The sequence below is a fragment of the Sorangium sp. So ce119 genome, from assembly GCF_051524405.1.
Classification (GTDB): domain Bacteria; phylum Myxococcota_A; class Polyangia; order Polyangiales; family Polyangiaceae; genus Sorangium; species Sorangium cellulosum_G.
This window is the reverse complement of sequence record NZ_CP150310.1, coordinates 6,145,932-6,164,289: the sequence shown is the minus strand read 5'-3', so window position 1 is coordinate 6,164,289 and position 18,358 is coordinate 6,145,932. Positions and strand designations below refer to the sequence as shown.

Here is an 18,358-nt window from a genome sequence, read left to right as displayed (position 1 = left end):
CGGACGAGGGCGCGCCTCGGTTAGCATGCCGCGCATGCAGCTCGTCGACACCAAGGCCATCGTCAAGCGACTCACCAAGAACTGCACTTCAGCCCTCGAGGCGGCGATTGGCCAGTGTGTCAACGCGCGCCATTACGAGGTCACCCTCGAGCACCTGCTCCTCGCGCTGCTCGACGACGCGAACTCCGACATCGCGTTTCTGGTCTCCCACTATGATCTCGATCCGTCGCACCTCCGCGCGGCGCTCCAGCGCAGCCTGGAAGAGCTGAGGAAGGGCAACGCCGGGAGGCCCGTGCTCTCGCCGACGATGCTCGAGTGGATGCAGGACGCCTATCTGGTCGGATCCATGGAGTACGGCTACCAGCGGGTGCGGAGCGGCGTGCTCTTCCAGCGCCTCGTCCAGCAGCCGACCCGCTACTCGGTGAGCAGCATCGGCGCTTACCTCGAGGGCATCTCGAAAGACGATCTCAAGAACAACCTCCCCAAGATCGTCTCCGGCTCGAAGGAGGAGGCCGAGGCCGCCGCGGCGTCCGCGGGCGCGCCCGGGGCGGGGAAACTACCGGCAGGCATGGCGAGCGCCGGGCCCGACTCGGCCCTCGCGAAGTTCTGCGTCGACTACACGGGCAAGGCGCGCGCGGGGCAGATCGACCCGATCTTCGGCCGCGAGCGGGAGATCCGGCAGGTCATCGACATCCTCGCGCGCCGGCGCAAGAACAACCCGATCATCGTCGGCGACGCGGGCGTCGGGAAGACGGCGCTCGTCGAGGGGCTCGCGCTGCTCATCGTCGAGAGCACGCCGGAGAACCCGAAGGTGCCGCCGCTGCTCCAGGGGGTCGACATCCTCGGGCTCGACATGGGGCTCCTCCAGGCAGGGGCCGGCGTGAAGGGCGAGTTCGAGAACCGGATGAAGCAGGTGATCGCCGAGGTGAAGGGGTCGCCGAAGCCGATCATCCTCTTCATCGACGAGGCCCACACGCTGATCGGCGCGGGCGGGCAGCAGGGCGGCGGCGACGCGGCCAACCTGCTCAAGCCGGCGCTCGCCCGCGGCGAGCTCCGGACGATCGCGGCGACGACGTGGAGCGAGTACAAGAAGTACATCGAGAAGGACGCGGCGCTCGAGCGGCGCTTCCAGCCGGTCAAGGTCGACGAGCCGAGCGAGCCGGCGGCCGTCGTCATGCTCCGCGGGCTGCGGCCGAAGTTCGAGCAGGCCCACAACGTCATCATCCAGGACGAGGCGGTGACCGCGGCCGTGCGGCTGTCGGCGCGCTACCTCACCGGCAGGCAGCTCCCGGACAAGGCGGTCGACCTGCTCGACACCTGCGCGGCCCGCGTGAAGGTCGCGCTGCAGCAGCGCCCCGCCGCCGTCGAGGACGCGGAGATCCTCATCGTGAACACCGAGACCGAGCTCAAGGCGCTCGAGCGGGATCGCGACAGGGGCGTGCACATCGATCAGGAGCGGGTCGGCGCGCTGACGGACAGGCTGGCGAAGGCGAAGACCGAGCTCGAGACGGTGCGCGCCGCGTACGCGAAGGAGACGGCGGGCACGCAGCGGGTCATCGACGCCCGCAAGAAGATGGACGAGGCCAAGACGAACGAGGAGCGCGACGCCGCGCGCCGCGAGGTCGTCAAGGCCCTCGACGAGCTCAAGCAGAGCCAGGGCGAGGTGCCGCTGGTCCGGCCGGACGTCGACGAGGCGATGGTCGCGAGCGTCGTCGCGGCTATGGACGGGCATCCCCGTCGGCAAGATGGTCCAGGACGACGTGAAGGCGCTCCTCGAGATGGAGGACCGGCTGACCCGGCGGATCAAGGGGCAGACGCACGGCATCGTGAGCATCTCCAAGGAACTGCGGAGCGCGCGCGCGGGCCTGAAGCCGCTGAGCACGCCGCAGGGCGTGTTCCTGCTCGTCGGGCCGAGCGGCGTCGGCAAGACGGAGACGGCGCTCGGGATCGCCGACCTCATGTTCGGCGGCGAGCGGATGATGACGGTCATCAACATGTCCGAGTTCCAGGAGAAGCACACGGTCTCCCGGCTCATCGGCTCGCCCCCCGGCTACGTCGGCTACGGCGAGGGCGGCATGCTCACCGAGGCCGTGCGCCAGCGGCCCTACACGGTCGTGCTCCTCGACGAGGTCGAGAAGGCCGACCCCGACGTGATGAACCTGTTCTACCAGGTGTTCGACAAGGGCATGCTGAGCGACGGCGAGGGGCGGCTCGTCGACTTCAAGAACACGGTCATCATCCTCACGAGCAACCTCGCGACCGACAAGATCACGAACATGACGGTCGCCGCGCGGGAAGAAGACCCGGCGCGGCGGCTCGACGCGGACGGGGAGTTCATCAAGGAGATCGTCGAGGCGATCAAGCCGACGCTCTCGGCGCACTTCAAGCCGGCGCTGCTCGCCCGCATGACCACGGTGCCGTACCTGCCGATCTCGCCGGACGCGCTCGGCGAGATCACGCGGCTCAAGCTCGGGACTGATCGACGCCGCCCGGCGCACCGAAAGTTGTACGGGCCGCGGGACTCCGCATAAATTGGTGGAGCATGGTCGCGTTCGCCAAGCTCCGACAGCGTTCGATGTGGATCGGGGCGCCGCGCTCGCCCTCGCCGGAACCGGGAGGGGAGGGCGCGGCGCGCCGGCCGGGGTCCCGACGAGGGCCGGCGTCGCTCCCCCGCGGGGCGGCGTCGCTCCCCCGCGGGGCGACCCTGGCCAAGGTCGCCGCCGCCCTCGCCGCCGCGACCTTGGCCGCCTTCCTGGGCGCCGCCCTGCCCGTCGCGATCGCGGGCTGCACGTCCGCCGCGCCGCCGCCCGCGGCGCCCGAGCCGTGCGACGTCCAGATCGTGACGCTCTCGATCTACGCGTCCGACAACATCAACCCCAACGAGAACGGCAACCCGCGGCCCGTCGTCGTGCGGCTCTACCAGCTCAAGAGCAGCGCGCGCATGGAGAACGCGACGTACGATCAGATCCTGCTCCGCGACAAGGAGACGCTCGAGGACGACCTCGCCAAGGTCGACGAGGTCGAGGTCTTCCCGAACGACCTCGTCGAGGTGAAGTTCGAGCGCCTGCCGGACGCGAGCCACCTCGTCGGCGCCGCCCTGTTCCACAGCCCGAAGGGCAATAGCTGGAAGACGTTCTACGAGTTCCCGCTCCCGCCCGGAGAGGCGCAGTGCGGCGGGCGCGAGTCCGACGCGGGGCCGCCCGTCGCAGACCCGCGGGTCGCGTTCTTCATCGACTCGACCAAGATCGACAACGGGGTCGAGTTCGACGAGTCGATGTTCCCCAACGCGAGCGCCGTGCGCCGGCTCAGCCTGCCGAAGAAGGTGGCCGCGCCAGAGGCGCCCGCCTCGACGGGGAAGTAGGGCCATGGAGCGCCCCGGTCGTCCTCGGTGCGGTCGTCGCGGCGGCGCTCGAACGACGCGCGCGCAGCGGCGTCGCGGCGCCCCGCGCTCGGCCAGCTTTCGCGCCGCGGCGCACGGCACATCTGATAAGACTGGACGGGCGACATGATCCACCCGCGTAAGCCTGTCTGGACCGAGGGGCTCTTCATGACCCCTCAGCATCTTCAGCAGTCGGACCTGTACCACGAGACGCTGGTCCACGCGCGCCTCCACGCCGTCGTGGGCTACGACTGGGGCATCACGTCCGCGCAGTTCGATGAGCGCGCGCTCTCGGCCGGGCAGTTCAAGGTGGTCAAGTGTCACGGCGTCTTTCCCGACGGGACGCCGTTCTTCATCGGCGACCGTGGCGAGGACCAGGTCGAGGCGCGGCCGCTCGAGGGCGTGTTCCCGGCCGCGCTGGAGTCGCTCGACGTGTTCCTCGGGATCCCGAACCTGCGCGAGACCGCCGCGAACATCAGCCTGGATCCGGCGAAGGTAGGGCCGGCCCAGCGGTTCGTGGCGTCGCAGACGACGGTCCCCGACGTGAACTCCGGGCGCAACGACACGTCGGTCACCTGGGCCCGCGCCAACCTGCGGCTCATCTTCGGCACCGAGCCGCGCGACGCCTACCAGACGGTGCGGATCGCGCAGCTCGTCCGCGACCGCGCCGGCGCGATCGTCCTCCGGAAGAGCTTCATCCCTTCGGTCCTCCGCATCAACACGTCGGACCACATCATGTCCGGCCTGCGGCGGGTGCTCTCGGCGCTCGTCGGCAAGCAGAAGTCGCTCGTCGAGGGGCGGCGCATGCGCACCGCGGCCTCGGTCGACTTCCAGGCCTCCGACATCACGAAGTTCTGGCTGCTCCACACCGTGAACTCGTACATCCCGATCGTGTCGCACCTCGTCGATCACGGCGCCGCGCACCCGGAGCAGTGTTACGTCGTCCTCGGCTCGCTCATCGGCGAGCTCTGCACCTTCTCGGCGGCGGACAGCGACCCGACGACGATCCCCAAGTTCAACTACCTGGAGCTCGAGGGCGTCTTCGAACCGATGTTCGACCGGGCCGTCACGCTCATCAGCGGGCTCGTCACGGATCAGTTCGTCATCGTGCCGCTGGAGAAGCGCGAGGACGGCATGTACCTCGGCAGGTTCGAGGACCCGAAGCTGCCGCGCAACCACGAGATGTTCCTGGAAGCGAAGGGGGCGGACGAGGGCACGCTGCGCGAGCGGCTCCCTCGCCTGCTCAAGATCGGATCGTGGACCCAGATCGGGCACATCCTGCACTCCGCGACGCCCGGCGTGCGCGTCGCGATCGAGTACCGGCCGCCGGGCGCGATCCCCGTCAAGCCGGGGCTCGTCTACCTGCGCGTCGACCAGGCCGGCGATTACTGGAACGACATCCTCGGCTCTGGCACGATCGCCATCTACCAGCCCATCGAACCGCAGAAGGTCGACCTCCGGTTGATCGCGGTCCCGGCAGGGAAGTGATCGTGCCCGGCCGTCCCTCCCGGGTGAGGAGCCCATGAGCCTCTCGCAGACGATGTACTTTGTTTGCTCCGACGTGCTCTCGCTGATCCTGCAGCTCAGGAACTCGCGCGATCTGCCGGCGCCCGACATCCTCCAGCGGCGTGTCCTCGGCCTGTTCGACACGATGATGCAGAACGGGCGAGAGGCCCGCATCCCCGAGCAGGACATGATCGACGCGAAGTTCGCGCTCGCGGCCTTCGCCGACGAGGTGATCTTCAACTCGAACTGGCCGGGCAGGACGCAGTGGCTTCAGAACCCGCTGCAGTTCCAGTTCTTCCAGCTCAACACGGCCGGCGACGGGTTCTTCACGAACCTCGACAACCTCTACGGTCAGCGCGGCAGAAACCACGTCGCGCAAATCTACTTCCTGTGCTTGGCCCTCGGCTTCCAGGGGAAATATCGTCTGCGCCAGCAGGAGGGCCTCGGCGCTGTCGTCGAGGGGGTGGGCAACTACGTCGCGGTCAGCGAAGGAGGCGGGGAAGTCCTCGCGCCGAACGCGGAGCGCAAGGACGGCGGCGCCGGCGCGGTGCGCCGCGAGCTGCCCTATCTGGCGATCGCGCTCGGCTTGCTCGTGCTCGCCGTCCTCGTGGTCATCGTGCTCCGGCTCGTCGTGGCCTCGGACGCGGAGAGCGTCGCCGACCAGATCAAGAAGCTCATCAGCACAGGTACCTAGGCGGCTCCGCCCGTCCTCTGCTGTTCCCGAGGGAGACTTCCGATGTGGCTGTGGATCCTGAGCGCCCTGTTCCTCACCGCCGTGTGGGGAGTGTGGTTCATGCTGCGACCCGGGGCAGGGGAGGGGACCGAGGCGTTCCCGATCGAGATCCCGCTCGCGGCGACGGCGGCCATCGTGGCGCTGCTCGTCGGGCTCGCGGTCTACCGGCGCATCCGCGCGGCGCGCGCCGCGCGGGCGCTCGAGAAGGCGATCGCGCAGCAGGCGCAGGAGCAGGTGATCAACGCGAAGCCGGAGCGGCGCGCGGAGATCCAGGAGCTCAACCGGCAGATGCAGGAGGGCATCGCCGCGCTCAAGGCGTCGAAGCTCGGCGGGGGCAAGCGCGGCGCTGACGCGCTCTACGTCCTGCCCTGGTACGTGATGGTCGGCCCGCCCGGCGCCGGCAAGACGACCGCGCTGCGGCACTCGGGGCTCGTGTTCCCGTACATCGACCCCGAGCGCACCGGCGTGCGCGGCGTCGGCGGCACCCGGAACTGCGAGTGGTGGTTCACGAACGAGGCGATCCTCCTCGACACCGCCGGCCGGTACACGACCGAGAGCGACGACCACGACGAGTGGATGGCGTTCCTCGAGCTGCTGCTCCAGTACCGCGAGCACAAGCCGCTGAACGGCATCATCGTCGCGGTGAGCCTGAGCGAGCTGCTCGACGCGAGCGACGACCAGATCGACCAGACGGCCAAGAAGGTCCGCGCGCGCATCGACGAGATGCAGCAGACGCTGCACATGGTGCTGCCGGTCTACGTGCTCTTCACGAAGAGCGACCTCGTGGCGGGGTTCACCGAGTACTTCGGCGACCTGAAGAAGAGCGAGCGCGGCCAGCCCTGGGGCGCCACCATCCGGCTCGACGAGAACAAGGACGAGCCCGGCAAGATCTTCGACCGCGAGTTCGACATCCTGGTCGAGAAGCTCCACGCGCGGCTGACGAAGCGGCTCATCGGCGAGCGCAACCGCGACGTGAAGGAGAAGAGCTACCAGTTCCCGCTCGAGTTCGCGGCGGTGAAGCGCAACCTCGCGGACTTCATCGCGTCGGCGTTCGCGCCCGGGGCCGGCGCGGCGCCCGCGCCGATCCTGCGCGGGTTCTACTTCACGAGCGGCGTCCAGGAGGGGCGCCCGCTCGACCGCGTGGTCGGGGCGATGGGGCGGGCGTTCGGGCTGCGCGCGGCGCTCGGCGAGGGCGAGGAGGACGCCGCGATCCCGAAGGAGTCGAAGAGCTTCTTCCTGCACGACGTCTTCACGAACGTCGTCTTCCCCGATCAGGACCTCGCGGCGCGCACCGAGGCCGAGCTCCGGCGGCGGCGGCTCCAGCGGATCCTCGTGGCGGCGGCGGCGGCGATCGTGGCGCTCCTGTTCCTGCTGCCGGCGGTGATCTCGTACTTCAACAACAAGGCGCTCGTCGCCGAGACGCGGCGCATCTCGGACGAGATCGCGTTCGTGGACTGGTCGGGGCGGAACGGCACCCCGCCGAACGTGCCCGCCAACATCGACAAGCTCGACAAGCTGCAGGGGCACGTGGGGCTGCTCGATCGCTATGTCGAGAACACGCCGATCGATCACAGCTGGTTCATGTTCCAGGGGGACAAGCTCTTTCCCCCGACCCTGGGGCAGTACATCAAGAGCCTGAAGCAGGGGTTCGTCGGCCCGGCGAAGGCGCAGCTCGAGGCGAAGCTCGAGCGGGTGCGCGAGGGGGAGTTCCTCGACGGCTACAACGCCCTGCGCAGCTACCTCCTGCTCGGCAAAGAGCACCAGGGGTACATGGATGACCAGGTGGCGCGGTGGCAGACCGCGCGGCTGGTCCAGGTCTGGGCCGAGGTCCTGAAGCCCTGGACCGACCTGCCCGAGAGCGACCTCAAGGAGCGGCTCACGCCGCACGTCGCCTATTACATCGACCTCGTGCGGCGCAAGAAGCTGGAGGCCGAGGATCTGAACACGACCCTGATCGACAGGGCGCGCGCCGACCTCCTGCGGGTCGATCCGACGAAGCGCTACTACGATCAGTTCGTCACGAAGCTGATCGACGAGAAGTACGACGAGTCGGGGCCGAACACGCCGGAGAACCTGAAGTACCCGCCGGTGTCCCTCAACGAGATGTTCGCGGACCGGCCCGAGGTGCTGACCGTCATCCACAGCGCGCAGAAGAACCGGACCGGGACGTGGTTCGAGGTGCAGGGACCCTACACGGCCAAGGGCCACGCGCAGGTGATCGAGTCGCTCAAGGAGGGGAAGAAGGAGCTCGAGCGCGAGCTCTGGGTGCTCCCGCTGTCGAGCGACGAGAAGCGGACGGGCGACCAGATCCAGAAGGAGCTCGATCGCGTCCGGCAGGACTACGACAACGCGTACATCGCGCAGTGGGAGGCGTTCTTCCGCGACATCCAGGTCGACGTCCCGAAGACGAACCGGGATGCGATCCACGAGTTCAGGGTCCTCTCCACGCCCGACTGGCCCTACCGGCGCCTGCTCCAGCGGCTCTCGGACGAGACGCAGTTCGCGAAGGACGAGAAGCCGAGCGTGCTGACCGCGGACGGCGGGCTCATCGACAAGGCGAAGGACATGATCGTGCAGAAGGTCGACCGGCGGACGGGCGCGCGGATCGACACGCTCCTCCCGGGCGGCAACCGGCGCGAGCACTACGATCCGGTGCCCGACAAGTTCGAGTCGATGGCCAGCTTCGCGGTGCCGGGGCCGGCGGCCGAGGGGCAGCCGCCGCCGCCGCCGCCCAAGCTCAACCAGTACGTGGGCCACCTCGAGCGGCTCGCGGGCGAGATGAGCGTCGTCGAGGACGGGCCGCCGGACGCGGACACCTCGAGGGCCACGGAGGCGTTCCAGGACGCGGTGAAGGAGACCCAGGGGCTGCTCCTCTCGATGGACCAGAGCGGGCAGCGCCTGATGGAGCCGCTGCTCATGAACCCCCTCCGGCAGGCGTACAAGGCGGTCGTGCGGCGCGCCGGCGGCGCGGCGAGCGGGATCTGGGAGGTCGAGGTCTGGCCGCACTACCGCGACAAGATCAAGGACCGCTACCCGTTCAACCTCGCCTCGTCGCGCGACGCCTCGCTCGAGGACGCGATGGCGTTCTTCAAGCCGAAGGACGGGGTGCTCTGGGGCTTCTACGAGACGTACCTCAAGGGCTTCCACTACCAGGTCGGGCACGAGTACTTCCCGAAGTCGCACCTGTCGGGGCAGCCGCAGGCGGCGAAGCCGTTCACGCCGTTCAGCGCGAACCTCTACAACTGCCTGAGGCGCTCGAACGAGATCAGCGACGCGCTGTTCGGCAGCAGCGGCGGCGCGGAGCCCAAGGTCGTCTTCCACATCAACATGAAGACGGTCAGCCCCATCGTGAGCGAGGTGATCTTCGAGGTCGACGGCCAGAAGAGGCTCTATCGCAACGAGAAGGAGTTCTGGCACACCTTCAACTGGCCCGGCGAGGGACCGAAGGGCGCGAGGATCCAGGTGCGCGGCGCGGGCGGGCTCGACGAAGAGCTCGTGCGCGAAGGGCCGTGGGGGATCTTCCGGCTCTTCGAGGCCGGGACCACGACCGCCCAGAAAGACAACGACGAGCTCTTCACCGTGACGTGGCAGATGACGGCGCCGCCGGTCACCGTGACCATGGAGATCCGGCCGACCCGCGGGAACCATCCGTTCCCGACGAGCTTCTTCCGCGCGACCAACTGCCCTCCCAGCATCGGCGATCGCTTCGGCAAGGGGTGATCCGAACAGCAACGGAGCCGGCGGGGGAGGGGGTGTCGTGCGGGGGGCTGGCGGGGGCCCCTCCCGCGAACTCGCGCCTCTTGGTGGCTGTTGCCATGGGAACGGAGAGACTCGGGCTATGAGGGGGTCGCTGCGATGCGGGCCGGCGCTCGGATTCGCGGGGCCCTACCCCGCCAGCCCCCCGCACGACACCCCCTCCCCCGCCAGCTCTTTGTGCCGGAATGAAGAGGGAGGGGGCGGTGGATCCGGCCTGCAGTCGCGCCGGCCTGCAGTCGCGCCGGCCTGCAGTCGCGCCGGCCTGCCGATTCGGCTTGCGGATCTGGCCGACGGTGGATCCGGCCTGAGAGCGATCCGGGTTGCGATCTTTAGGACCCTTTATTTAAGGGAGCCGGGTGGGGAGGGGGGGCGCGGGCGGGGGGCGGCGGGGTAGGGCCCCGCGAATCCGAGCGCCGGCCTTCAGCGAAGCGAGTCGCTCCTGGTCTCGGCTGGTCCGCGTGTGAGGCAATTGCCACCAAAAGGCGCGAGTTCGCGGGAGGGGCCCCCGCCGCCCCCCGCCCGCGCCCCCCCTCCCCACCCGGCCCTAGCGCTCGGCATAGAGTTCGTGGTTCACTCTCGGGCCGTCATGTTCTGGCGCCGCAAGAAGGGCCCTGCCGCTCCGCCGCAGATCGGCTGCTTCGGCAAGCTGCCCGCGACGGGCGATTTCATCCGGCTGAACGCAGGCGGAGAAGAGCTCGCCGCCTTCGACCGCTGGCTGGGCGCGGCCATCGACTTCGCCCGACGCGCCATGGGGCCCCATTTCGACGGGTACTACCAGACCGCGCTGGGGCTCTTCGTCTTCCACGGCGACCCGAAGGGCGACGAGCCGCCCGCTCGCGGGCTCGTGGGCGCATGGGCCGCCAGCGGCGACAACGCTGGCCGGCTCTACCCGATCGTCGTGTTCGGCTCGTACGATTACGACCAGCTCGTCTCGGCCGGCCCGTCGCTCCCCATCACCCTGTTCCCCCTCCTCGCCGCCGCGCACGACGTCGCCACCAGCGGCCGCAACATGCCCGTCGACGCGTTCCTCCACCGCGTCTCGCAGATCGCTCCGCCGTCGCTCGACGACGCCGACGCGTCGTACGCCAACTACCGCGCATGGCTGAAAACCCAGCCGATGAAGGCGCTCTGGGACGCAGGGTTCGGCACCGACGCGAGCCGCTTCTGGGTGATGCAGAACATCCTCGAGTCGGTGACGCCGTTCCGCGGACAGGAGCTCCCGAGGACAGGGCTCGCGCTCCGGCTGCCGCTCGGCGCAGGCGACGCCTACGCCGCCGCCGTGTGGATGGACATGACCCTCCGCCTGTCGAAATGGGGACGCACGCTGATGAACGCGTTCTGGACGCCGCAGCGCACCCTGCTCCTCCACCTCGGGCCACCCCACGTCGGCTCGTTCCGCGAGATGATCGCGCCCACCACCCAGGCCGAACACATCGCCGACCTCTGCGGTCCCCCGCCGGTCGAGGAGCACGTCTCCCGACACGCCCTCGGACCGGAGCTCGACGCGCTCGTCGCACGGACCGACCTGTCGCTCGATAGCTTCCTCGAGGCCCTCGGCTGACCGATGCCCGAGCGCCGACCCCCGAACCGCCGCGTCCGGCGCATCGGTCATCGCATCCGTCATCGTGCCCGTCATCGTACGGTTGCCTCGAATTCGCCGTCCACGCTCGGGACGTCTTGATATCCTGCGCGACCCATGGCCGCTGAAGACGCGATCAACCAATCCAAGGCGCGCATCGAGGCGCTGTTCGCGCCCATCAACGGAGGCGTCGGCGTCGACGTCACGTACGACGAAGCGTTCGAGGCCCTCAAGAACGAGGTCGATAAGCTGCAGTCGCTCGCGGGCGGCAAGGTCGACTGGGGGCGCATCGCGAGCGGCGCCGACGAGATCCTGAGCGAGAAGTCCAAGGACTTCCGCGTCGCCCTCTACTACGGGGCGGCGAAGGCGCAGCTCGACAAGCTGCCCGGCCTGCTCGACGGGCTGGTGCTCGTGCAGGAGCTGAACGGCGCGTTCTGGGACACCATGTACCCGGCGCTCAAGCGGCCCAAGGCGCGCGGCAACCTGTGCGCCTGGTACGGCGACATCGCGGCCGCGACGCTCGCCGGCCTCACGCCCACCGCGGCGGACCGCGACGTGGTGAACGCCATCGAGCAGGTGAGCCGCACGGTGGACACCGACCTCAGCGACAAGCTCGGCGAGGCCTACGGCGGGATGGGCCCGCTCCGGAACGCGCTCCGGAGCCTCGTCGCGAGCCTGCCCGCGGAGGCGCCGCCGCCTCCTCCTCCGCCTCCCCCGCCGCCGCCGAAGGCGGAGCCGCCCAAGGCCGCCGAGACGGCCATCGTCCAGGCGTCGGCGGTCACGGCCGTGGTCGTCACGCCGCCGCCGACGCCGCCGGCCATCGTCGGCACGGCGGACCCGGCCCTCAGCGTCGAGGCGATCGTCGACGAGGACTCCGCGCTCACCGCCCTCGGGCGCTGCGCGCCGCTGATCGCGCGCGCGGGCGACGCGCTCCGGGCCGCGGATCCGAAGCGCGCGGCCGCGTACCGCGTCCTGCGGGTCGGGCTCTGGGTCGACCTCCTCGACGACCCGGGCGCCGCATCTCCGAACGGCAAGACGGCGATCCCGCCGCCGCCCGAGCACGTGCTGCAGACGCTCCCGGCGCTCACGAGCCAGGGCGCGTTCGCCGACCTGCTGCCGGTCGCCGACGAGTACGCGCAGAACTACCCCCTCTGGCTCGATCCGCACCGGTACGCGGCGAACGCGCTCGAGCAGCTCGGCGAGGACTACGCCGAGGCCCGGCGGGCCGTGCTCGTCGAGGTGGGCACCCTGGTGCTCCGCGCGCCGCTGCTGCCCAACCTCAAGTTCAGGGACGGGACGCCGTTCGCCGACAGCGAGACGCAGGCATGGCTCTCGAGCGAGGTGGCGGCCGTCCTCGGCGGCGGGGGGAACGGCGCCCCGGCCGCCGCTCGCCCGCGGAGCTACCTCGACAAGCCGCTGTCCGATGCGCGGGGGCTCGTCGCGAACCAGCAGCCCGTCGACGCGATGGCGCTCCTCGAGAAGGCCGCGGCCGCCGCTCCGTCGGCGCTGGACCGCTTCCGCGTGCGGCTCGCCATGGCCCAGATCAACATCGAGCTGTCCCAGTTCCTCGTGGCGCGCGCGCAGCTCGAGGCGCTGGAGCAGATCGTCGAGCACCACCGACTCACCACGTGGCAGCCGGATCTCTGCGCGGAGCTCTACGCCGCGCTCCACACATGCTACCGGGTGCTGAACCAGGGCTACGAGGCGACGCCGGAAGCAAAGGCGAAGGAGGCGCTCTGCTTCGAGCGCGTCTGCCAGCTCGACGCTGCGCTCGCCCTGAAACTTTCGCTGGAGGCCTGAGGAGGCCCATGCGAGGCCCGATGCGCGTCGCGCCGAGAAGCTTCCCCGATGGGCGGGGGTTTTGGTCTATGCTCGTGTGGCCTGCGGGCGCTCCGCCCGCTGCCGACGGGGAAAGGAGCCTGCGATGAAAGAGGGATCGGTCGCGCCGAAGGAGCGCGTGAACATCACGTACAAGCCGGCCACGGGGAACGCGAAGGAAGACGTCGAGCTGCCGCTGAAGCTCCTGATGCTCGGCGACTACACGCAGCGGCCGGATCCGCGGCCCCTCGAGGACCGCAAGCCGATCAACGTGGACAAGGACAACTTCCAGAAGGTCATGAGCGAGCAGAAGCTCGCGCTCACCTTCAACGTCAAGGACGTCCTCTCCGAGCAGGAGAACAGCGAGCTCACGGTCAACCTCAAGTTCCGCCGGCTGAGCGACATGGAGCCCGAGGCGATCGCGAACCAGGTGCCGGAGCTCAAGAAGCTGCTCGACCTGCGCGCCGCGCTGACGGCCCTGAAGGGCCCGCTCGGGAACGAGAAGGCGTTCCGCAACAAGATCCAGCAGATCCTGAGCGACCCGGCCCAGCGCAACAAGATCGTGAGCGAGCTCGGGCTCGACAAGGAAGGGGAGTGAGCGATGGCGACAGAGACACAGGTCGCGGGGAGCGCAGGCGTCCAGACCCTCGAGGGAGGGTCCCTGCTCGACGAGATCCTCGCCGAGACGAAGATGACGCCCGGCGACGAGGGGTACGAGATCGCCAAGAAGGGCGTGCAGGCCTTCATCTCGGAGCTCGTCGCCCCGCGGCGCGAGGGCGAGAAGGTCGACAAGGCCTTCGTCGACGCGCTGATCGCGGAGATCGACGTCAAGCTCTCGCGGCAGATCGACGAGATCCTCCACCACCCCAGCTTCCAGAAGCTCGAGTCCGCCTGGCGCGGCCTCAAGTTCGTGATCGACCGCTGCGATTTTCGCGAGAACATCAAGGTCGAGATGCTCAACTGCTCCAAGGACGACCTCCTCGCCGATTTCGAGGACGCGCCCGAGGTGCCGAAGAGCGGCCTGTACAAGCTCGTCTACTCGGCGGAGTTCGGCCAGTTCGGCGGCAAGCCGGTCGGCGCGATCATCGCGAACTACGAGTTCGGGCCGGGACCTCAGGACATCGCGCTGCTCCAGAAGTGCGCCGCCGTGGCGACGATGTCGCACGCGCCGTTCATCGCGGCGGCCGGCCCGCAGTTCTTCGGCCTCAAGGACTTCATGGGGCTGCCCAACCTGAAGGACCTGAAGGCGATCTTCGAGGGGCCGCAGTACACGAAGTGGAACGCGTTCCGCGAGACCGAGGACTCGCGCTACGTCGGGCTCGTGATGCCGCGCTTCCTGCTCCGTCTCCCGTTCGGCGCCAACACCGTCCCGGTGAAGGCGTTCAACTACGAAGAGGACGTGGTCGGCAAGCACGACGCGTACTGCTGGGGTAACGCGACGTACGCCTTCGCGACCCGGCTCGCCGACAGCTTCGCCAAGTACCGCTGGTGTCCGAACATCATCGGCCCGCAGGCGGGCGGCTCGGTCGAGAACCTGCCGCTCCACCAGTACGAGGCGATGGGCGAGATCCAGACCAAGGTGCCGACCGAGATCATGCTCACCGAGCGGCGCGAGTTCGAGCTCTCCGAGGAGGGGTTCATCGGGCTCACGTTCCGCAAGGACTCGGACAACGCCTGCTTCTTCTCGGCCAACTCCGCGCAGAAGCCCAAGTTCTACGGGCAGAGCGAGGAGGGCCGGGCGGCCGAGATGAACTACCGCCTCGGGACGCAGCTCCCGTACATGTTCATCATGTGCCGCATCGCGCACTACCTGAAGGTGCTGCAGCGCGAGCAGATCGGGACCTGGAAGGAGCGCGCCGACCTCGAGAAGGAGCTGAACGACTGGATCGGCCAGTACGTGGCCGATCAGGACGTGGTCTCCGCGGCGACCCGCGGGCGCAGGCCGCTCCGCAAGGCGAAGATCATCGTCACCGAGGTGCCGGGGAACGCCGGCTGGTACAAGGTCGACATGCAGGTGCGCCCGCACTTCAAGTACATGGGCGCGTTCTTCACGCTCAGCCTCGTCGGCAAGCTCGACAAGGAGTGAGCGGCCCGCCACGGCGCCGCGCCGCCCTCGCGCGCGGCGCGGCCCGGCGAGGCGCCGCGCCGCCCCGTGCGCGGCGCGGCCCGGCGAGGCGCCGCGCCGCCCCGTGCGGGCTAACGCCACCACGCTTCGCCAGAGATACGCGTCGACAGGCACCGACCTCCGGGGGATCGCCGCTGGAACGAGCGCGCCTTGCGGCGTAGGCTCGGGCCATGAGGAAACTCTCGAGGATCTGCGTTTATTGCGGGTCGAACCCCGGCGCGTCGCCGGCCTACCGCGAGGCGGCCGTGCGGCTCGGGGAGCTCCTGGCGGCGCGAGGGATAGAGCTTGTGTACGGCGGAGGCCGCGTGGGGCTCATGGGCGCGATCGCCGACGCGGTGCTCGCGCGCGGCGGGCAGGTGACCGGCGTGATCCCCCACTTCCTCAACCAGCGAGAGATCGAGCACCGGGGCCTGACGGAGCTCCACGTCGTCGAGACGATGCACGAGCGCAAGGCGAAGATGGCGGCGCTGTCGGACGCCTTCATCGCCCTGCCGGGAGGCATCGGGACGCTGGAAGAGCTGTTCGAGGTGTGGACATGGACGCAGCTCGGCTCCCAGGAGAAGCCGGTCGGGCTGCTCGACGTCCAGGGATACTACCGCCCGCTGATCGCCTTTCTGGATCACGTCGTGTCCGAGCAGTTCATGAAGCCGGGCCACCGCGCCGTGCTGCAGGTGGCCGACGACGCCGAGGAGCTGCTCGCGCTGCTCGCCGCGTGGCGCCCCAGCGCCGAGTACAAGTGGATGCTGCCAGGAGAGCGGTAGGCGCGGCGCGCGCGCTCCTCGCCAGCCTGGCGCGAGCGTGAACAACCAAGAACGAAACACGCGAGGAGCGCTCCTGCACCCCGCCAGGAGAGCGGGGGTCGAGCTCCGGCGAGGCGCCCATTCCGGGAACGCCTCCACGGTTGCATCAACCTTGCATCCTTTGTGAAGGACCAGCAGGAAACGCCCGATCTGCGGCGCATTTTGCCTCATCTGTGGCAGGTTCGTCCGTCGCGGCGTCCCGCGAGCACTGCGCGCGCGGATCGCGTGCTGTTCAGTGTTCTGCGCAGCTCATGTAGCGGATTGCCGCGCTTCCAGGGGCAGCGTTTCACGCCTCGATCGCGGCATCTCCGTCGATGGCTGAGTCTCGTCGTCGGCCCGCAACTTGCTAAAACTCCGGCGCGCATACGTGCCCTTTCCCACAAATTGGAGACAAGATGAAGCAAGCCGGGCCGGATCTCATCTGTTTGTCGCACCTGCGCTGGAACTTCGTCTTCCAGCGACCGAACCACCTGATGAGCCGCTTCGCGCAGGAGAAGCGGGTGTACTTCGTCGAAGAGCCTGTGTTCGAGGACGGACCCCCAAGGCTCGAGGCGAGACACATCGAGGCCAATCTCACCGTCGTTGTGCCGCACCTGCCCCACGGCACCGAGCAGGAGGAGGGCCTCGCCCAGCAGCGCCGCCTCCTCAACTCCCTCGTGAAGGATCAGGACATCCGGCAGCCGATCCTGTGGTTCTACACGCCGATGTCGCTGCCGGTCGCCGCCGACGTGGAGCCGTCGCTGGTCGTGTACGACTGCATGGATGAGCTCTCCGCCTTCCGCGGCGCGCCGCCGATGCTCCGCGTGCGCGAGCGCGAGCTCTTCGCGCGCGCCGACCTCGTGTTCACGGGAGGACAGAGCATCTACGAGGCGAAGCGCGCCCACCACCCGTCCGTGCACGCCTTCCCGAGCAGCGTCGATGCGGCCCACTTCGCGGCGGCGCGCGAGGCGTCGACCGATCCGGAAGATCAGCGCGGCATCCCCAGGCCGCGCCTCGGGTTCTTCGGCGTGATCGATGAGCGGCTCGACGTGGACCTCGTCGCCCGCGTGGCCGAGGAGCGGCCGGACTTCCAGATCGTGATGCTCGGGCCGGTCGTCAAGATCGACCCCGCCTCGCTGCCCCGGCGGCCGAACATCCACTGGCTCGGCCAGAAGTCATATCAGGATCTTCCGGCCTACCTCGGCGGCTGGGACGTTGCTATCATGCCGTTCGCGCTCAACGAGGCGACCCGGTTCATCAGCCCGACGAAGACCCTCGAGTACCTCGCGGCGGGCAAGCCGGTCGTCTCCACCGCCATCCGTGACGTGGTCACGCCCTACGGGGACAGGAAGGCGGTCCACATCGCCGATGCCTCCTCGTTCGTGGCGGCCGTCGAGGCGGCGCTCGCGCAGCCCACCGAGGCGCGCCTCGCGATCGCGGACGAGATGGTGAGCGCGACGTCCTGGGACAAGACGTGGCGGTCGATGTCCAGGCTCATGACAGACGCACTCCAAGCCAAGCGTTCGGCGCCGGTCCGGACGGAAGGGAACGTACCGTGTTCGACTATCTGATCGTCGGTGCTGGGTTTGCTGGCAGCGTGCTCGCAGAGCGCCTCGCCTCGCAGATGAACAAATCGGTCCTCCTGTGCGACAAGCGGCCTCACATCGGCGGCAACGCGTACGACTGCTACGATGACGCCGGGGTGCTCATCCACAAATACGGTCCCCACATCTTCCACACGGCGTCGCCGCGCATCTTCCGCTACCTGTCGCAGTTCACGGAGTGGCGCCCGTACGAGCACCGCGTGCTCGCGCACGTGGACGACAAGCTCGTGCCGTTCCCGATCAACGTCGACACGGTGAACGCGCTCTACGGGACCAACTACTCACCCGCCGAGGTCGAGGCGTTCTTCACGCGCGTCGCCGAGCCGATCAAGCACTGCCGCACCTCCGAGGACGCGGTCGTCAGCAAGGTGGGCCGGGAGCTCTACGAGAAGTTCTTCCGCAACTACACCCGCAAGCAGTGGGGGCTCGACCCGTCCGAGCTCGACGCGGCCGTCGCGTCGCGCGTGCCGGCGCGCACGAACTACGACTCTCGGTACTTCACGGACGAGTTCCAGGCGATGCCGCTCCGCGGCTACACGCGCATGTTCGAGAACATGCTGGATCACAAGAAGATCCGCATCGCGCTGAACACCGACTACCGCGACATCATGAACGAGGTGAACTTCAGGGAGATGATCTACACCGGGCCGGTGGACGCCTTCTTCGACCACCGCTACGGGAAGCTTCCCTATCGCTCCCTCGATTTCAAGTTCGAGACGCACGACAAGGAGGTCTTCCAGCCGGGCGCGGTCATCAACTACCCGAACGAGCACGCATACACCCGCATCACGGAGTTCAAGTACCTCACCGGACAGCAGCACCCGAAGACGAGCGTCGTCTACGAATTCCCGACCTCCGAGGGCGATCCCTACTACCCCGTGCCGCGGCCCGAGAACGCGGAGGTCTACCGGAAGTACAAGGCGCTTGCCGACGCGACGCCGAACGTGCATTTCGTCGGGAGGCTCGCGACCTACCGGTACTACAACATGGACCAGGTGGTGGGTCAGGCCCTCGCCACCTTCGACCACCTCCGCGACGCCAAGCTCGACGGAGCAGCAGTCACCGTCGCCGCCTGACAG

At 68.8% G+C, this 18,358-nt stretch carries 11 protein-coding genes and 1 pseudogene; all 12 read left to right on the top strand.

Features of this window, described 5'->3' with window-relative positions:
* Nucleotides 1–25 precede the first annotated feature (25 nt).
* A pseudogene (gene tssH / locus WME76_RS23290) lies at nucleotides 26–2,507 on the top strand (type VI secretion system ATPase TssH); the annotation flags it as partial.
* Between the two features lie 35 nt (nucleotides 2,508–2,542).
* Entirely contained in the window at nucleotides 2,543–3,361 is an 819-nt protein-coding gene (gene tssJ / locus WME76_RS23285) for a type VI secretion system lipoprotein TssJ (RefSeq protein ID WP_437954487.1), read from the top strand.
* 144 nt (nucleotides 3,362–3,505) lie between these two features.
* Entirely contained in the window at nucleotides 3,506–4,867 is a 1,362-nt protein-coding gene (gene tssK / locus WME76_RS23280) for a type VI secretion system baseplate subunit TssK (RefSeq protein ID WP_437954486.1), read from the top strand.
* A gap of 34 nt (nucleotides 4,868–4,901) precedes the next feature.
* On the top strand, nucleotides 4,902–5,579 hold the full coding sequence (locus WME76_RS23275; protein WP_437954485.1) for a DotU family type IV/VI secretion system protein: 678 nt from the start codon (nucleotides 4,902–4,904) through the stop codon (nucleotides 5,577–5,579).
* Between the two features lie 42 nt (nucleotides 5,580–5,621).
* Complete coding sequence (tssM, locus tag WME76_RS23270) at nucleotides 5,622–9,338, top strand: type VI secretion system membrane subunit TssM (protein ID WP_437954484.1); 3,717 nt, start codon at nucleotides 5,622–5,624, stop codon at nucleotides 9,336–9,338.
* A 601-nt stretch (nucleotides 9,339–9,939) separates the two neighbouring features.
* Complete coding sequence (tagF, locus tag WME76_RS23265) at nucleotides 9,940–10,935, top strand: type VI secretion system-associated protein TagF (protein ID WP_437954483.1); 996 nt, start codon at nucleotides 9,940–9,942, stop codon at nucleotides 10,933–10,935.
* Between the two features lie 135 nt (nucleotides 10,936–11,070).
* A complete protein-coding gene (gene tssA / locus WME76_RS23260) occupies nucleotides 11,071–12,753 on the top strand; it encodes a type VI secretion system protein TssA (protein WP_437954482.1) in 1,683 nt (560 codons plus the stop codon).
* 124 nt (nucleotides 12,754–12,877) lie between these two features.
* Nucleotides 12,878–13,369 carry a type VI secretion system contractile sheath small subunit gene (tssB, locus tag WME76_RS23255; protein ID WP_012237614.1) on the top strand — a complete coding sequence of 164 codons (492 nt, stop codon included), beginning with the start codon at nucleotides 12,878–12,880 and terminating at the stop codon, nucleotides 13,367–13,369.
* 3 nt (nucleotides 13,370–13,372) lie between these two features.
* Nucleotides 13,373–14,857, top strand: coding sequence for a type VI secretion system contractile sheath large subunit (gene tssC, locus WME76_RS23250; RefSeq protein WP_433926666.1), 1,485 nt, complete (start codon nucleotides 13,373–13,375; stop codon nucleotides 14,855–14,857).
* Between the two features lie 209 nt (nucleotides 14,858–15,066).
* Nucleotides 15,067–15,657 (top strand): TIGR00730 family Rossman fold protein, encoded by a 591-nt coding sequence (locus tag WME76_RS23245; RefSeq protein ID WP_437954481.1) that lies wholly within the window; start codon nucleotides 15,067–15,069, stop codon nucleotides 15,655–15,657.
* Nucleotides 15,658–16,091: 434 nt separating this feature from the next.
* A complete protein-coding gene (locus WME76_RS23240; RefSeq protein ID WP_437954480.1) occupies nucleotides 16,092–17,246 on the top strand; it encodes a glycosyltransferase family 1 protein in 1,155 nt (384 codons plus the stop codon).
* Nucleotides 17,231–18,355 carry a UDP-galactopyranose mutase gene (glf, locus tag WME76_RS23235; protein WP_437954479.1) on the top strand — a complete coding sequence of 375 codons (1,125 nt, stop codon included), beginning with the start codon at nucleotides 17,231–17,233 and terminating at the stop codon, nucleotides 18,353–18,355. Before WME76_RS23240 ends, glf begins: the two co-directional genes overlap by 16 nt.
* Nucleotides 18,356–18,358: the final 3 nt, after the last annotated feature.